Here is a 15358-nt window from a genome sequence, read left to right as displayed (position 1 = left end):
CCGGGCACGCACTCATTCAATTCGGTACAACGTGGAAAACGCACGTGGAAAACGACTGCAACGACCCCGGGCTCAACGTGCCCGCCATTCCCCCAGGCGGCTACGCAGGCGCGCGGCACATTGGCTGTGCAACTGGCTGACCCGCGATTCGCTGACCCCAAGCACCTCGCCGATTTCCTTGAGGTTCAGCTCTTCGTCGTAGTACAGCGCCAATACCAGGCGCTCACGCTCCGGCAGGTTGGCAATGGCCTCGGTCAGGGCAGCCTGGAAGCGTTCGTCCTCAAGGCCACGTGCAGGTTCGACGTGGCCACTGGCGCCATCCTCATGCAGCCCTTCGTGCTCGCCGTCCTGCAACAGGTCGTCAAAGCTGAACAGGCGGCTGCCCAAGGTATCGTTCAAGATCCCGTAGTAATCATCGAGACTCAACTGGAGTTCGGCAGCAACTTCATGATCTTTAGCGTCTCGACCGGTTCTGGCTTCAACGGCACGCATCGCGTCACTGACCATGCGGGTATTGCGGTACACTGAACGCGGTGCCCAGTCGCCCTTGCGCACCTCGTCCAGCATGGCCCCGCGGATGCGGATGCCGGCATAGGTTTCAAAGCTGGCGCCTTTGCTGGCGTCATACTTGTTGGCCACTTCAAGCAGGCCGATCATGCCGGCCTGGATCAGGTCCTCGACCTGCACGTTGGCCGGCAACCGCGCCAACAGGTGGTAGGCAATGCGCTTCACCAGCGGGGCGTAGCGTTCGATCAGCTCGTACTGGCCGTCTTTCGCTGCCCGGCTGTACATCTTGAAGCCGCTGGCATTCATAGCACGGGTCCCGCGCTGGTGGGCTGCACCAGACGCTCGACAAAGAACTCCAGGTGACCGCGCGGATTGGCCGGCAGCGGCCAACTGTCAACCTTCTGGGCAATCGCCTTGAAGGCCAGCGCGCACTTGGAGCGTGGGAACGCTTCGTAGACGGCGCGCTGCTTCTGCACCGCCTTGCGCACGCACTCGTCGTACGGCACGGCACCCACGTACTGCAGGGCCACATCGAGGAAGCGGTCGGTGACCTTGGTCAGCTTGGCGAACAGGTTGCGCCCTTCCTGCGGGCTCTGCGCCATGTTGGCCAGCACACGGAAACGATTCATCCCGTAGTCGCGGTTGAGCAGTTTGATCAGGGCGTAGGCATCGGTGATCGAGGTGGGCTCGTCACACACTACCAGCAGCACTTCCTGGGCGGCGCGAACGAAGCTGACCACCGACTCACCAATCCCCGCTGCAGTGTCGATCACCAGCACGTCGAGGTTGTCGCCGACTTCACTGAACGCCTGGATAAGACCGGCATGCTGGGCCGGGGCCAGGTGCACCATGCTCTGGGTGCCCGAGGCTGCGGGGACGATGCGCACGCCGCCAGGGCCCTGCAACATCACGTCACGCAGCTCACAGCGCCCTTCGATGACATCGGCCAGGGTACGTTTGGGGGTAAGGCCCAGCAACACGTCGACGTTGGCCAGGCCCAGGTCGGCGTCCAGCAGCATGACCCTGCGGCCAAGCTCGGCCAGCGCCAGGGACAAGTTCACTGAAACGTTAGTCTTGCCGACGCCACCTTTGCCACCGGTCACGGCGATCACCTGTACGGGATGCATGCTACCCATGTCTGTTCTTTACCTTGTCTCGCTGGGACTCAGGCCACACGTGGGGCAATTCTGCGTACCCCTTGGCATAGCTACTTTGCACACGCTTCATGGTCAACCCGCTCGCCGGGGGTTGTGATAGAGATCAGCGAACATGTCGGCCATGGCCTCTTCGCTGGGCTCGTCCTGCTGCTGCACATTGACCGCACGGGAGACCAGCTGGTGGCCGCGCGGCAGGTGCAGGTCGTCAGGAATGCGCGGGCCATCGGTCAGGTAGGCCACGGGCAGTTCATGACTGATGGCAAGGCTCAGCACATCGCCAAGGCTTGCCGTTTCATCCAGCTTGGTCAGGATGCAACCGGCCAGACCACAACGTTTGTAGCTGTGGTAGGCGGCGGTCAGCACCTGTTTCTGGCTGGTGGTGGCCAGCACCAGGTAATTCTTCGCGGCAATGCCACGCCCGGCCAAGGTTTCCAGCTGCATGCGCAGTGCCGGGTCGCTGGCCTGCAGGCCGGCGGTATCAATCAGCACAACGCGCTTGCGCAACAGCGGTTCCAGCGCCGCGGCCAGGGACTGGCCCGGGTCGACGTAGGTCACTGGCACGTTGAGGATGCGGCCCAGGGTCTTGAGCTGCTCCTGCGCGCCGATACGAAAGCTGTCCATGCTCACCAGCGCCAGGTTCTGCGCGCCGTACTTGAGCACGTAGCGGGCAGCCAGCTTGGCCAGGGTAGTGGTCTTGCCCATGCCGGCAGGGCCGACCATGGCAATCACCCCGCCCTCTTCGATCGGCTCGATTTCCGGCATTTCGATCATCCGCGCCAGGTGCGCCAGCAGCATGCGCCAAGCCTGGCGAGGCTCTTCGATCTCGGTGGTGAGGTCCAGCAGCTCACGGGCGATCGGCCCGGACAGGCCGATACGCTGCAGACGGCGCCAGAGATTGGCCTGCTGTGGCTTGCTGCCTTGCAGCTGGTTCCAGGCCAGCGAACCGAGCTGCACTTCCAGCAACTCGCGCAGGCCCGACAGCTCGGAGCGCATCGCATCGAACAGGCGCGGGTCGACCGGCGCGGCAGCCGGGGCAGCGGCGGGCTCAGGGGCATCGACGTGCGGCTCGATCAACGGCTCGGCGGCCGTCAGCGACTGCCCGGCAAACAATTGGCGGTTGTTGTCGCTGCTGTCCTGGCGGTGGTCCAGCTCGGCCTGGGCGGTAGCGATGCGCGTGTGGGTCTTGCGCAGCTCTTGTTCCAGCTCGGCGTTAGGCACGCGCGGGGCCAGGGCGGACAGCTTGTAGTCCAGCGCGGCCGTCAGTTCGACACCACCGGCAATGCGGCGATTGCCAATGATCGCGGCATCGGCGCCCAGCTCGTCACGGACCAGTTTCATGGCCTGACGCATATCGGCGGCGAAAAATCGCTTAACTTGCATTATCCACTACCTCAGCCGTTAGGGCCCACGGTGGCAACGATGGTGACTTGCTTGTTGTCCGGTATTTCCTGATACGCCAGCACATGCAAATTCGGTACAGCCAGGCGACCGAAACGCGACAGCATGGCGCGGATCGGGCCGGCGACCAGCAGGATGGCCGGCTGGCCCTGCATCTCCTGACGCTGGGCCGCTTCGATCAGCGAACGTTGCAGCTTCTCGGCCATGCTCGGCTCCAGAAGAACACCATCTTCCTGACCCTGCCCGGCCCTTTGCAGACTATTGAGCAAAATCTGTTCCAACCTTGGCTCCAGGGTAATCACTGGCAGCTCCGACTCAACGCCGACAATGCTTTGCACGATGGCGCGACACAATCCGACGCGCACCACCGCCACCAGCGCGGCGGTATCTTGACTCTTGCCGGCGTTGTTCGCGATGGCTTCGGCAATACTGCGAATATCGCGCACCGGCACCTGTTCCGACAACAGCGCTTGCAGCACCTTGAGCAGGCCCGACAAGGAAATGACACCGGGCACCAGCTCTTCTGCAAGTTTAGGCGATGCCTTGGACAGTACCTGCAGCAGTTGCTGAACCTCTTCGTGGCCGATCAGCTCGTGACAGTGCTTCTGCAAGATCTGGTTGAGGTGGGTGGCCACCACGGTGCTTGCGTCGACCACGGTGTAGCCCAGCGACTGCGCCTGTGAACGCTGGCCGACATCGATCCACACCGCCTCCAGGCCAAACGCCGGGTCGCGTGCGGCAATGCCGTTGAGGGTGCCGAACACTTGCCCAGGGTTGATCGCCAGCTCCCGGTCCGGGTAAATCTCCGCTTCGGCCAGGATTACCCCCATCAGGGTCAGGCGATAGGCGCTGGGCTGCAGGTCGAGGTTGTCGCGAATATGCACGGTGGGCATGAGGAAACCCAGGTCCTGGGACAGCTTCTTGCGCACACCCTTGATCCGCGCCAGCAACTGGCCGCCCTGGTTGCGGTCGACCAGCGGGATCAGCCGGTAGCCGACTTCCAGGCCGATCATGTCGATGGGCGTCACGTCGTCCCAGCCCAGTTCCTTGGTATCAAGCGCGCGCTGCGGCGAGGGCAGCAGGTCTTGCTGCCGCTGCGCCTCCTGCTGCGCGTCCAGCTTGGCCTTGTGCTGCTTCTTCCACACCAGGTAGGCACCGCCACAGGCCAGCAGGCCAAGGCCGAGGAAGGCCACGTGGGGCATGCCAGGCACCAGCCCCATGACGATCATCAGCGCGCCGGACACCGCCAGCGCCTTGGGCGAATCGAACATCTGCCGGTTGATCAGCTTGCCCATGTCCTCGGAGCCCGAGGCACGGGTAACCATGATTGCGGCGGCAGTGGACAGCAGCAGGGATGGCAATTGCGCCACCAAACCGTCACCGATGGTCAGCAAGGCGTACACCTTGCCGGCATCACCGAAACTCATGCCGTGCTGCAGCATGCCGATCAGCATGCCGCCAATCAGGTTGATGAACAGGATAAGCAGGCCGGCAATGGCGTCACCGCGCACGAACTTGCTGGCACCGTCCATCGAGCCGTAGAACTCCGCCTCCTGCGCCACCTCGGCACGGCGGTGCTTGGCCTGGGCCTGGTCGATCAGGCCGGCGTTGAGGTCGGCGTCGATGGCCATCTGCTTGCCGGGCATGGCGTCGAGGGTGAAACGCGCGCTCACCTCCGAAATACGCCCGGCACCCTTGGTCACCACCACGAAGTTGATGATCATGAGGATGGCAAACACCACGGCACCGACCACGTAGTTGCCGCCGATCACCACCTCACCGAAGGCCTGGATTACCTTACCGGCAGCACCATGGCCCTCCTGGCCGTGCAGCATGACCACACGGGTGGACGCCACGTTCAGGGCCAGGCGCAACAGCGTGGCCACCAGCAGGATGGTGGGGAAGGCGGCAAAGTCCAGTGGGCGCAGGGCGTACACGCAGACCAGCAGCACCACGATCGACAGGGCGATGTTGAAGGTGAAGAACACGTCGAGCAGGAACGGCGGTATCGGCAACATCATCATTGCCAACATCACCAGCAGCAGCAACGGCACACCCAGATTGCCCCGGCCGAGGCCGGCCAGGTTGTTGCGGGCGTTGCTGATTAACTGAGTGCGATCCACCGCGAGTCCTCTTGATGCAAAACTTTGACGCCCAGGGGGCGCCTGGGCGTGGCTTTGCAAGAAGCCTTCCAACTTTGCTCGGTGGGAGATTTATGTTTCCTGTGCTGGCCTCTTCGCGGGCATGCCCGCTCCCACAGGCCCCCGCAATACCTGTGGGAGCGGGCGTGCCCGCGAAAGGGCCAGAAGCCCTGACACAAGGTCAACTGTCGCGGCGCAGGTCCGGCGGGATCGGCAGGTCTTCTTTCAACGGCTCTGGCCGCTTGCCCCTGCCAGCGCGGTACTGGCGGATCTGGAACACATAGGCCAGTACCTGCGCCACGGCCAGGTACAAGCCGGCAGGGATTTCCTGCTCAGGCTCGGTGGAGTAGTAGATCGCCCGCGCCAGGGCCGGCGATTCGAGGATCTGGATCTTGTGCTCCACACCAATCTCACGAATCTTCAGGGCCATGAAGTCGGTGCCCTTGGCCAGCAGCAAGGGTGCTGCCCCGCCCTTCTCCGGGTCGTACTGCAGGGCCACCGCATAGTGCGTCGGGTTGGTGATGATCACATCGGCCTGCGGCACCGCCGCCATCATGCGCCGCTGCGACATCTCGCGCTGCAGTTGGCGAATACGTTGCTTGACCTCGGGCTTGCCCTCGCTGTCCTTGTACTCGTCGCGCACTTCCTGCTTGGTCATCTTCATTTTCTTGTGCGTCTGGTACAGCTGGATGGGCACGTCCGCCGCCGCAATCAGCAGCAGCCCGGCCGACATCCACAACGCACTCCAGCCCACCGCCTGCAGGCTGTGAATGATCGCCTGCTCAAGCGGTTCGTTGGCGATCGACAACAACGCCTGGCGGTCGCTGACCAACACCACCACCGCCACCGCCAGAATCACGAAGAACTTGGCCAGCGCCTTGAGCAGCTCGGTCAAGCCATTCACCGAGAACATCCGCTTGATCCCCGCCAGAGGGTTCATGCGGCTGAATTTTGGCTGCAGCAAGCTGCCCGAGAACAGGAAACCGCTAAGGGCAATGGGCGCAACGAAGGAAATCACGAACAGCAGGATAAGCACCGGCTGCACCGCCCATATCGCCATCTTGCCCGAGGCCAGCAGGAAGGCGCCCATTGCCCGCTCGTCGACAATGATGTCGCGCGTGAGGCTGAAGTTCATGCGCATGATGCTCAGCAACGTCTCGGCCATGTGACCGCCGAACGCCAGCAGGCCTCCAGCGCCAGCCAAGGTCACCGCCACCGTGTTCAGCTCCTTGGAGCGCGCGATCTCGCCTTTCTCGCGGGCATCGCGCTTGCGTTTCTCGGTGGGGTCTTCTGTCTTGTCCTGACCGCTCTCGCTTTCTGCCATGCTCAGCGCGCCCTCGCCAGCTCACGCAGCCATTGCAGCGCTTCGCTGGCCAATGCCTGATAGTGGGACAGCACATCGGCCAGACCCACCCAGAAAATGAGCATGCCCAGGACCAGGGTCAACGGGAGGCCAATGGAGAAGATGTTCAACTGTGGCGCGGCTCGGGTCATCACGCCAAAGGCGATGTTCACCACCAGCAAGGCGGCGACGACCGGCAGGATCAGCAGCAGGCCGGCCGCAAACATCCAACCCACTCGCCCGACCAGTTCCCAGAACTGGTTGACCACCAGCGCATTGCCCACCGGCAAGGTGGTAAAGCTTTCGGTCAGTACTTCGAACACCACCAGGTGGCCGTTCATCAACAGGAACAGCACGCTTACCAGCATGGTCATGAACTGGCTGATCACCGTGACGTTCACGCCGTTGGCGGGGTCGACCATCGAGGCGAAGGCCATACCCATCTGCACCGCGACGATCTGCCCGGCAATCACGAAAGCCTGGAACAGCAACTGCAGGGCCAGGCCGAACAGCGTGCCGACGATGATCTGTTCGCCACACAGCAACAGGCCTCGCAGGCTCAGCGGGTCGAATTCGGGCAGCGGCGGCAGCGCCGGCACGATCACCACGGTAATGGCCACCGCCACGTACAGGCGCACCCGCGCCGGCAGCATGCGAGTGCCAAAGATCGGCATGGTCATCAGCACCGCAGTCACCCTGAACAACGGCAGGATGAAGGTGGCGACCCAGGTGCCGATCTGCGCGTCGGTCAGCTCCAGCATGTCAGCGTCAACCGATGAGCTGCGGGATGTTGGTGTAGAGGGTGGTGATGTACTCCATGAACTTCTGTACCAGCCATGGCCCGGCAACGATCAGCGTAACCAGCATTACCAGCAGGCGCGGCAAAAAGCTCAGGGTCTGTTCGTTGATCTGCGTGGCGGCCTGGAACATCGCCACCACCAGGCCCACCAGCAGGCTCGGCACCACCAGCACAGCGACCATCAGGGTGGTCAGCCACAGGGCGTCACGGAACAGGTCGACGGCTACTTCGGGTGTCATCGGCGGCTCTCCTTGACGGCGTCAGACGCCGCCGAAACTGCTGGCCAGGGTGCCCATGATCAGCGCCCAGCCATCCACCAGCACGAACAACATGATCTTGAACGGCAGCGAGATGATCAGCGGCGACAACATCATCATACCCATGGCCATCAGCACACTGGCCACGACCATGTCGATGATCAGGAACGGGATGAAGATCATGAAGCCGATCTGAAACGCGGTTTTCAGCTCGGAGGTAACGAATGCCGGCACCAGAATCGTCAGTGGGACCTGATCGGGGCCGGCGATGTCGGTGCGCTTGGACAGGCGCATGAACAGGTCCAGGTCGCTTTGCCGGGTTTGCGCCAGCATGAAGTCCTTGAGCGGCACCTGGGCCTTGTCGATGGCCTGCTGGGCAGTCATCTGCTCCTTGAGGTATGGCTGCAGGGCGTCCTGGTTCACCCGGTCGAACACCGGCGCCATGATGAACATGGTCAGAAACAGCGCCATGCCGGTCAGGATCTGGTTGGACGGCGTCTGCTGCAGGCCCAGGGCCTGACGCAGGATCGAGAACACGATGATGATGCGGGTGAAACTGGTCATCAGGATGACGAACGCCGGGATGAAGCTGAGCGCCGTCATGATCAGCAGAATCTGCAGGCTGACCGAATACTCCTGCTGCCCGTCCGCCCCGTTGGACAGGGTAATGGCCGGGATCGACAACGGGTCGGCGGCCAGGGCCAGCGGCGCAGCCAGCAGCAGCGCCAAAGTCAACAACATACGCAGCGGGCCGCTCATCACTTCTTGTCCTTAGGGTCCTTGCCCATCAGCTCCATCAACCGCTGGGCAAATTCCGGCGTAGCCTGACGTGCGCCAGCCGGCACTTCCACGGGTTCGGCCAGCACATGCAGCGCCTCGATGCTACCGGGGGTGTGGCCAATCAGGATCTGCTCCTTGCCCACCTGCACCAGCAGCAGGCGGTCACGCGGGCCGATGGCCCGGCTGCCGACGATCTCGATCACCTGCCCGCCCTTCACCGCCGTGCTCTGCATGCGCCGCAGCACCCAGGCCAGAAAGAAGATCAGGCCCACCACCAGCAGCAGACCGAAGACCATCTGCGCCAACTGACCGCCAAGGCTGCCAGGCGCCGTCGCCGGGGTTGCCGCCGGCGTGGCTGCAGCCAGACAGGCCTGGCTGGCCAGCAGCGCAGCGAACGCCGCAAAGGCGCGCATCGTGCCCTTCACTCAGCGCAGCTTCTTGATACGTTCGCTGGGGCTGATCACGTCGGTCAGGCGAATGCCGAACTTCTCGTTGACCACCACCACTTCGCCATGGGCAATCAGTGTGCCGTTGACCAGCACGTCCAGCGGCTCGCCGGCCAGGCGGTCAAGCTCGATCACCGAGCCCTGGTTGAGCTGCAGCAGGTTGCGGATGTTGATCTCGGTGCTGCCCACTTCCATGGAAATGTTCACCGGAATGTCCAGGATCACATCCAGGTTCGGGCCTTCGAGGCTGACGTTTTCGTTCGGCTTCGGCGAGCTGGCGAACTCTTCCATCGGCATGCGGCCGGGGCCGCCGCTGCTGCCGGTGTCACCGCCCAGCAGCGCATCGATGTCGGCCTGCCCCGCCGAGCCGGTCTCTTCAAGGGCCGCAGCCCACTCATCGGCCAGCGCCTGGTCCTCTGCGGAGGTGATCTCGTTTTCGTTAGCCATGGTTTCCTCTACAGGCATTCAATTCGTTATGAGCGACCGGCACGCCGTCAGCGGCGTTCGATCGGGTCGATGATCTGCAGGGCCAGGTTGCCCTTGTGCGAACCCAGGCGCGCCTTGAACGACGGCACGCCGTTGGCACGCAGCACCAGGTGCTCGGGCAGCTCCACCGGGATCACGTCGCCAGGCTGCATGTGCAGAATGTCGCGCAGCTTCAGCTGGCGGCGGGCGACCGTGGCAGTCAGGGGCACGGCCACATCCAGCACGTCCTCGCGCAGGGCCTTGACCCAGCGCTCGTCCTGGTCGTCCAGGTCGGACTGGAAACCGGCATCGAGCATTTCCCGCACCGGCTCGATCATCGAGTACGGCATGGTCACGTGCAGGTCGCCGCCACCGCCGTCCAGTTCGATGTGGAAGGTGGACACCACCACTGCCTCGCTGGGCCCGACAATGTTGGCCATGGCCGGGTTGACTTCGGAGTTCATGTACTCGAAGGTGACCGGCATGATCGCCTGCCAGGCTTCCTTGAGGTCGACGAAGCACTGGTCCAGCACCATGCGCACCACGCGCAGTTCGGTAGGGGTGAATTCGCGGCCTTCGATCTTGGCGTGGCGGCCATCGCCACCGAAGAAGTTGTCTACCAGCTTGAACACCAGCTTGGCATCGAGGATGAACAGCGAGGTGCCGCGCAGCGGCTTGATCTTCACCAGGTTGAGGCTGGTCGGCACGTACAGCGAGTGCACGTATTCGCCGAACTTCATCACCTGCACACCGCCCACGGCCACGTCGGCAGAACGGCGCAGCAGGTTGAACATGCTGATACGGGTGTAACGGGCGAAGCGCTCGTTGATCATTTCAAGGGTCGGCATGCGACCCCGTACGATACGGTCTTGGCTGGTCAGGTCGTAGCTTTTGATACTGCCAGGCTCGGATGCGCTTTCGGTCTGCACCAGCCCGTCGTCGACGCCGTGCAACAGGGCATCGATTTCATCCTGGGACAGCAGGTCCTGTACGGCCATTGCGGACTCCTACTGCAATACGAAATTGGTGAACAGCAACTGGTCGATGACCGGCTTGCCGACTTCCTTCTGCGCCACTTCCTGGACCACTGCGGTAGCCTTCTGGCGCAACATCTCCTGCCCGACCGGGCTGCTGGCCAGGGTGTCGAAACCCTGCCCGGAGAACATCATCACCAGGTTGTTGCGGATCACCGGCATGTGCACCTTCAGGGCATCCAGGTCAGCCTGGTTACGCGCCTGCATCGTGATGCTCAGTTGCATGTAGCGCTGGCGGCCGTTCTGGTTGAAATTCACCACGAATGCCGGGGTCAGCGCCTCGTAGATCGCCGCAGGCTTGACGTTGCCGGCGGCAGGCTCGGCGGCCGGGGCCGACTCGCTCTTGTGCATGATGAACCAGGTAGCGCCCACCGAAAGGCCGATCGCCAGCAACAGGCCTACGACCGCCAGCAGGATCAGCTTGAGTTTGCCTTTAGTGGCGGGGTCTTTGACTGCTTCGCTCTTCGCCATGCCAATAATCCGTCGTCCATCGGGGGTTCAAAGGTGGATGGCTTGGCTTGAGCAAGTGTTATGCCAGAATTCGGCTTCAGGGATTTTACGGCGGTGAGATCGAGCGCCGCGCGGGCGGCGCTCGATCTAAGTAGGCGCCACCCCCCCCCAGCCATGCATCACGCGTAGTAATCAACCGCACTGTCGCCGATAACCACTTGCTGTTCCACAGGTCGGGCGCTTTCGACTGGCTCGGCCCCACCCTGCTCCGCCTGCCGTGCCGCCACCCCGGACAGGTTGCTGCCCTGCGCCTGCCCCTGCTGCTGTTGCTGCCCGCGCGACTGGTCGGCCACGTTGACATCTGGCTGCGCCAGCCCCTGCTGGGCGAACAGTTCGCGCAAGCGGTGCACCTGGCTGTCGAGTGCATCACGCACACCGGCGTGGCCGCTGATGAAGGTGACTTGGGTCGATTGGTCCGTCGCAACATTGACGCGAATATCCAAACGGCCCAGCTCGGCCGGCTCCAGCTGGATATCCGCCGACTTGAGGTTCTGGCTGGACAAGTACATGACCCGGTTGACCAAGCCCTCGGCCCAGGCGCCCTGGTTCATCGGCAATGGCTGGTGCAGCGGGCCGGCATTGGCCGGTACGGCGTTGGCGGTCTTGGCCGTGGCAGCCTGGGTCAGGCTGGCCAGGCGGTTGGCAAAATCATCGATGCGAGTGTCGCTATCGGCGCTCTTGGTGTCTTTCAGGCCATCTTCAAGCAGGGCACCAAAAGCCTTGTCACCCGACTCACCCGCTTCACCCTCGGCATGCTCCACCAGGTTCGCCAAGGTATTGACGGTTGCCTGCCCATCTTCGCCCTGGGCGCGGGACGGGTCCAGGGCATGCGCCGAGGTAGCGCCTTTGGCCTGGGCGCTGTGCTCCAGCGCCAGGCGCAAGGTTGGCAGGTTGGCCAACGGGTCGGCATCGGGGTCGAAGGCTTCTTCGGCAGATGGCGCTTCGGGCAGTGCCGCAGCCTGCGCCGTGGCCGCCTGCAGCACCGGCGCGACAGCCTCGGCCTGCGCCTGGATCAGCTGGGCGCCAGGCTGGGCGTCGGTGACCTGGCCGGCCACCAGGCTGGCATCACGCAGCGCGGTATCGGCCTGGGCAGCGTCATCAGCTGGCAACTTGTTGCCGTCATCGGCAACCGCAGTTTTCTCGGCGGGCTCTTTCTTGCCCCCCGCTGCCGCCTCAGGTTTGTCCTTGGGTTGGGCCGGGGCCACCTTGTCATTTTGCCCAGCGGCCTTGTCACGCCCCTGCCTGGCCATCACCTGGCCAAAGCCGTCACCCTTGTCACCCAACGCCTGCAGCGGTTTATCCGCCTGCGCGGTGGCCGAACGCGAGGTGCTTTTAATGGCGTTGGCTTGCAACAAAGGGTTGGGTGCGACAGGCATTGAGCGGTCTCCGCGCCAGGAACAGTAAAATCATCCAGCCAGAGAAAAGCAAGACTCGCGCCAACTCACGCATCAGCCTGCAGAAATACGCTGCTGCTCATCACGGTAGAAGCGCTGCACCACGCCATATTCCAGATCGATACGGTTGATCAGGTCTTCGATACCATACAGTGGACGCTGCCGGGCGCGGTCTTCCAGTTGCTGACACAAGCGAGCCAGGGCCACTGCGCCCATGTTGCTGCTGCTGCCCTTGAAACTGTGGGCGGCAGCACCGAGCTCTTCGGCGCTTTTGGCCGCGTGCAACTGGCTCAAGCGCCGCTCGGAATCGTCGAGAAAGGTCTTCACCAACTGCAGGAAGCCATCTTCCATGACTTCACGCAGGTCACTGAGGACCTTGTGGTCAATATGCATGTCAGTCACTTGCTCACTCCTTGATCAAGCCAGATTATGCCCGAGCCAACCTGTGGCTCACCATATGAACTCCACATGCGCGCGACGCCCGTCCTCGCTCCAGCGGGCGTTGCTGGCCAGCCGCTGGACCAGGTTCAGGCCACGCCCGCTCAGGCCTTGCGCCAGCGAAGGCCGCGACAGCACACGCTGCACGTCGAACCCGGCCCCGCTGTCGAGCACCTCAACTATCAGACGCCCGCCATCGGCGTGCGGTTCAACCGTAAAGTCGATGCGCACGAACCCGTCGGTCAACGCACCCAGACGCCGGGCGCGCTCCTGGTAATAGTCGGCAAACCCCTGCCCATCGCGCTTGAGCCGCGAATCCAGGCCCAGCACCCCATGTTCCAGCGCATTGGAATACAGTTCGCTGAGCACTGCGTGCAGGCTGCCGGTGCGTGCGCGCAGGCCGTGAATTTCCTGCAACAACTGCACCAGGTACGGCACCGGATTGAAGCGCTTGAGGCTTTCGCCCCGCACCTCGAACCCCAGCGACCAGTCCAGCGGGCTGGAGCGGCCGCTATCAGAGTAGATGATCGGCGCCGGCACCCGCTCCTCAGCGCTGAACATGCGAATGTCGCACAGGCTGATATCGTCCCGCGGGCGCCCGCCAAAGCGCTTCAATGCCTGCATCACCTCATCGAACAGCCGCTCCGGGTCGCGATTGTCGGCCAGCACCGTACGCAGGCGCCGCACGCCGAATAACCGCTCCTGGTCATCGGCGGTATCCAGCACGCCGTCCGACAATAATAACAGCCGCTCACCCGGCGCCAATGGCAACACTTCGGTGCTGTCATCGAAACGCTCCGCAGCCAGGATGCCCAGTGGGAGGTGCCGCGACCTCAGCGATGATAGCACCTGGCCATCAATCGACAAGTGATAACCATCGGGCATGCCCCCATTCCACACCTCTACTGCGCCACGCTGCAAGCTGAGGTCGAGCAGCAGCGCACAGCAGAACATGTCCACTGGCAGGATGCGTTTGAGCTTGGCGTTCATCTCGCGCAGGATCTGCGCCATGCCGTAGCCCTTGGCAGTCATGCCGTAGAACACCTCTGCCAGTGGCATGGCCCCCACCGCCGCCGGCAGGCCGTGGCCGGTGAAATCGCCGAGCAGCACGCGCATGTCACCGGCCGGCGTGAACGCGGCCAGCATCAGGTCGCCATTGAACAGCGCATAGGGCGATTGCAGGTAGCGGATGTTGGGGGCAGACAGGCATCCGGAGTGAGCCACCTTGTCGAACACCGCCTTGGCCACCCGCTGCTCGTTGAGCAGGTGGTGGTGGTGCCGGGAGATCTGGTCGCGCTGCTCCAGCACGGTAGCCTGCAGCCGGCGCAGGCGGTCCATGGCGCGAATCTTGGCGCCGAGGATCACCGCACTGTAAGGCTTGGCCATGAAATCATCGCCCCCGGCCTCCAGGCAACGCACCAGGCCCTCTTCTTCATTCAGCGACGTCAGGAAAATGATCGGCACCAGCGCCTCGCCGGCCAGGGCCTTGATCTGCCGCGCCGCCTCAAAGCCATCCATCACCGGCATCAGTGCATCCAGCAGCACCAGCTGCGGGCGCCGCTCGACGAACAGCGCCACCGCCTGCTCGCCATTTTCTGCGGTGACCACCTGATGGCCCTGGCGCCGCACGATCTGCGCCAACAGCAGTCGGTCGGCGGCTCCGTCTTCGGCGACCAGCACTGTCAACGCCTGTTCGGCGGGCATGTCGACGCTCAACTGATGTCGAAGAGTTTTTCGAAATTGGAGATCGCAAGGATCTTGCGCACATCAGAGCTGGCATGCACCACGCGCACGTCCGACTCATCGCCGCCCGCGTGGTCCCTGAGCAACAGCAGCATGCCGAGCGCGGAACTGTCGAGGTAGGTGGTGTCTTTCAGGTCAACGATCACCGAGTCGGGCCGGTCGGGCTGGCGTTCGTAGGCGTCACGAAATTCTTGATGCTTGCCGAAATCGAAGCGCCCCTTGATCTTGATTGTCAGCTTTTTCCCTTCCTGCGAAAAATCAGTCTCGACTGCCATGCTAGCGATTCCTTCGATGATGGCGAATGCAACTCCAGTAAGGTTTAGCAGGCGATGGCATGGGTCGCAAGAACGCGCCCCCTGTAGGAGCGGCCTTGTGCCGCGAAAGGGGCGCGTAGCGGCCCCAGATTTTCAGCTTCGCAGCAGATATCGCCGGGGCCGCTCTGCGGCCCTTTCGCGGCACAAGGCCGCTCCTACAAGGCACAGCGCAAGGCTTTGGCTAAAGGATTTGGCGGGGCAAGCGCTGCGACAACTCATCCAGCAACCGCTGCTCACGCTTGTCTTCGGCGCGCCGGGCTTCGTCCATGTAGCGCTGCACCAGCTTGCGCAACCCCTCTACCCGGGCATAGGCCTGCTGCCAAATGCCACGGGCATTGTTGAGGTTGTTCTGGTGCCAGACCAGGCTCTGACGCTGCTGGGTCATGGCCGTTTCCAGCTGCCCCAGAAAACGCTGGTAGTTGACCAGCCAGCTGCCATTTACCCCCTGCCCGCCACGGTTGATCCACTGCAGCTGGTAATCCTCACGAAAACGCTCCAGTTCGGCCAGCTTGGCCTGAGCCGTGGCCACTTGCTGCTGGAAATGCCCCAGGCGCTGGGCGGCCTTGCGCTCGGCCTCTTCGGCCATGCCCACCACCGGCGTCAGGCGCGCCGCGCGCCCAGGCAGGGCCATGC

General features: G+C 63.2%; 17 protein-coding genes. All 17 read right to left on the bottom strand.

What is annotated here, in order from left to right; all coding sequences use genetic code 11:
* Positions 1-72 precede the first annotated feature (72 nt).
* Positions 73-813: an RNA polymerase sigma factor FliA gene (gene fliA, locus J3A71_RS08995; protein WP_209952830.1), complete on the bottom strand. Its 741-nt coding sequence runs from the start codon at positions 811-813 to the stop codon at positions 73-75.
* Positions 810-1643, bottom strand: coding sequence for a flagellar synthesis regulator FleN (gene fleN / locus J3A71_RS08990; RefSeq protein ID WP_016488415.1), 834 nt, complete (start codon positions 1641-1643; stop codon positions 810-812). The genes fliA and fleN overlap by 4 nt, the downstream gene beginning before the upstream one ends.
* Before the next feature lie 93 nt (positions 1644-1736).
* Complete coding sequence (gene flhF, locus J3A71_RS08985) at positions 1737-3044, bottom strand: flagellar biosynthesis protein FlhF (protein WP_016488416.1); 1308 nt, start codon at positions 3042-3044, stop codon at positions 1737-1739.
* Positions 3045-3055: 11 nt separating this feature from the next.
* Entirely contained in the window at positions 3056-5185 is a 2130-nt protein-coding gene (gene flhA / locus J3A71_RS08980; protein ID WP_016488417.1) for a flagellar biosynthesis protein FlhA, read from the bottom strand.
* 199 nt (positions 5186-5384) lie between these two features.
* A complete protein-coding gene (flhB, locus tag J3A71_RS08975) occupies positions 5385-6527 on the bottom strand; it encodes a flagellar biosynthesis protein FlhB (protein ID WP_096426591.1) in 1143 nt (380 codons plus the stop codon).
* A 2-nt stretch (positions 6528-6529) separates the two neighbouring features.
* Entirely contained in the window at positions 6530-7306 is a 777-nt protein-coding gene (gene fliR, locus J3A71_RS08970) for a flagellar biosynthetic protein FliR (RefSeq protein WP_016488419.1), read from the bottom strand.
* Between the two features lie 7 nt (positions 7307-7313).
* A complete protein-coding gene (gene fliQ / locus J3A71_RS08965; RefSeq protein WP_016488420.1) occupies positions 7314-7583 on the bottom strand; it encodes a flagellar biosynthesis protein FliQ in 270 nt (89 codons plus the stop codon).
* Between the two features lie 21 nt (positions 7584-7604).
* Positions 7605-8360: a flagellar type III secretion system pore protein FliP gene (gene fliP / locus J3A71_RS08960; RefSeq protein WP_016488421.1), complete on the bottom strand. Its 756-nt coding sequence runs from the start codon at positions 8358-8360 to the stop codon at positions 7605-7607.
* Positions 8360-8794 (bottom strand): flagellar biosynthetic protein FliO, encoded by a 435-nt coding sequence (fliO, locus tag J3A71_RS08955; RefSeq protein ID WP_033734953.1) that lies wholly within the window; start codon positions 8792-8794, stop codon positions 8360-8362. The genes fliP and fliO overlap by 1 nt, the downstream gene beginning before the upstream one ends.
* A 12-nt stretch (positions 8795-8806) precedes the next feature.
* Positions 8807-9274, bottom strand: coding sequence for a flagellar motor switch protein FliN (fliN, locus tag J3A71_RS08950; RefSeq protein ID WP_023048288.1), 468 nt, complete (start codon positions 9272-9274; stop codon positions 8807-8809).
* Between the two features lie 47 nt (positions 9275-9321).
* Positions 9322-10290 carry a flagellar motor switch protein FliM gene (fliM, locus tag J3A71_RS08945; protein ID WP_013973595.1) on the bottom strand — a complete coding sequence of 323 codons (969 nt, stop codon included), beginning with the start codon at positions 10288-10290 and terminating at the stop codon, positions 9322-9324.
* Between the two features lie 9 nt (positions 10291-10299).
* The gene (gene fliL / locus J3A71_RS08940) at positions 10300-10797 is read right to left on the bottom strand and encodes a flagellar basal body-associated protein FliL (RefSeq protein ID WP_016488424.1); all 498 of its coding nucleotides are present in this window, start codon (positions 10795-10797) and stop codon (positions 10300-10302) included.
* Positions 10798-10955: 158 nt separating this feature from the next.
* Positions 10956-12212: a flagellar hook-length control protein FliK gene (locus J3A71_RS08935; RefSeq protein ID WP_096426592.1), complete on the bottom strand. Its 1257-nt coding sequence runs from the start codon at positions 12210-12212 to the stop codon at positions 10956-10958.
* Between the two features lie 72 nt (positions 12213-12284).
* Complete coding sequence (locus J3A71_RS08930) at positions 12285-12632, bottom strand: Hpt domain-containing protein (protein ID WP_016488426.1); 348 nt, start codon at positions 12630-12632, stop codon at positions 12285-12287.
* Between the two features lie 48 nt (positions 12633-12680).
* On the bottom strand, positions 12681-14372 hold the full coding sequence (locus J3A71_RS08925; protein WP_016488427.1) for a fused response regulator/phosphatase: 1692 nt from the start codon (positions 14370-14372) through the stop codon (positions 12681-12683).
* A gap of 8 nt (positions 14373-14380) precedes the next feature.
* Positions 14381-14686 carry an STAS domain-containing protein gene (locus J3A71_RS08920; RefSeq protein ID WP_023049336.1) on the bottom strand — a complete coding sequence of 102 codons (306 nt, stop codon included), beginning with the start codon at positions 14684-14686 and terminating at the stop codon, positions 14381-14383.
* Between the two features lie 220 nt (positions 14687-14906).
* Positions 14907-15356: a flagellar export protein FliJ gene (gene fliJ, locus J3A71_RS08915; protein ID WP_016488429.1), complete on the bottom strand. Its 450-nt coding sequence runs from the start codon at positions 15354-15356 to the stop codon at positions 14907-14909.
* Positions 15357-15358 lie beyond the last annotated feature (2 nt).

The sequence above is a fragment of the Pseudomonas sp. PvP089 genome (assembly GCF_017875165.1).
Classification (GTDB): domain Bacteria; phylum Pseudomonadota; class Gammaproteobacteria; order Pseudomonadales; family Pseudomonadaceae; genus Aquipseudomonas; species Aquipseudomonas fortuita.
The sequence above is the reverse complement of the archived record's forward strand: the minus strand, read 5'-3'. Positions and strand labels throughout refer to the sequence as shown.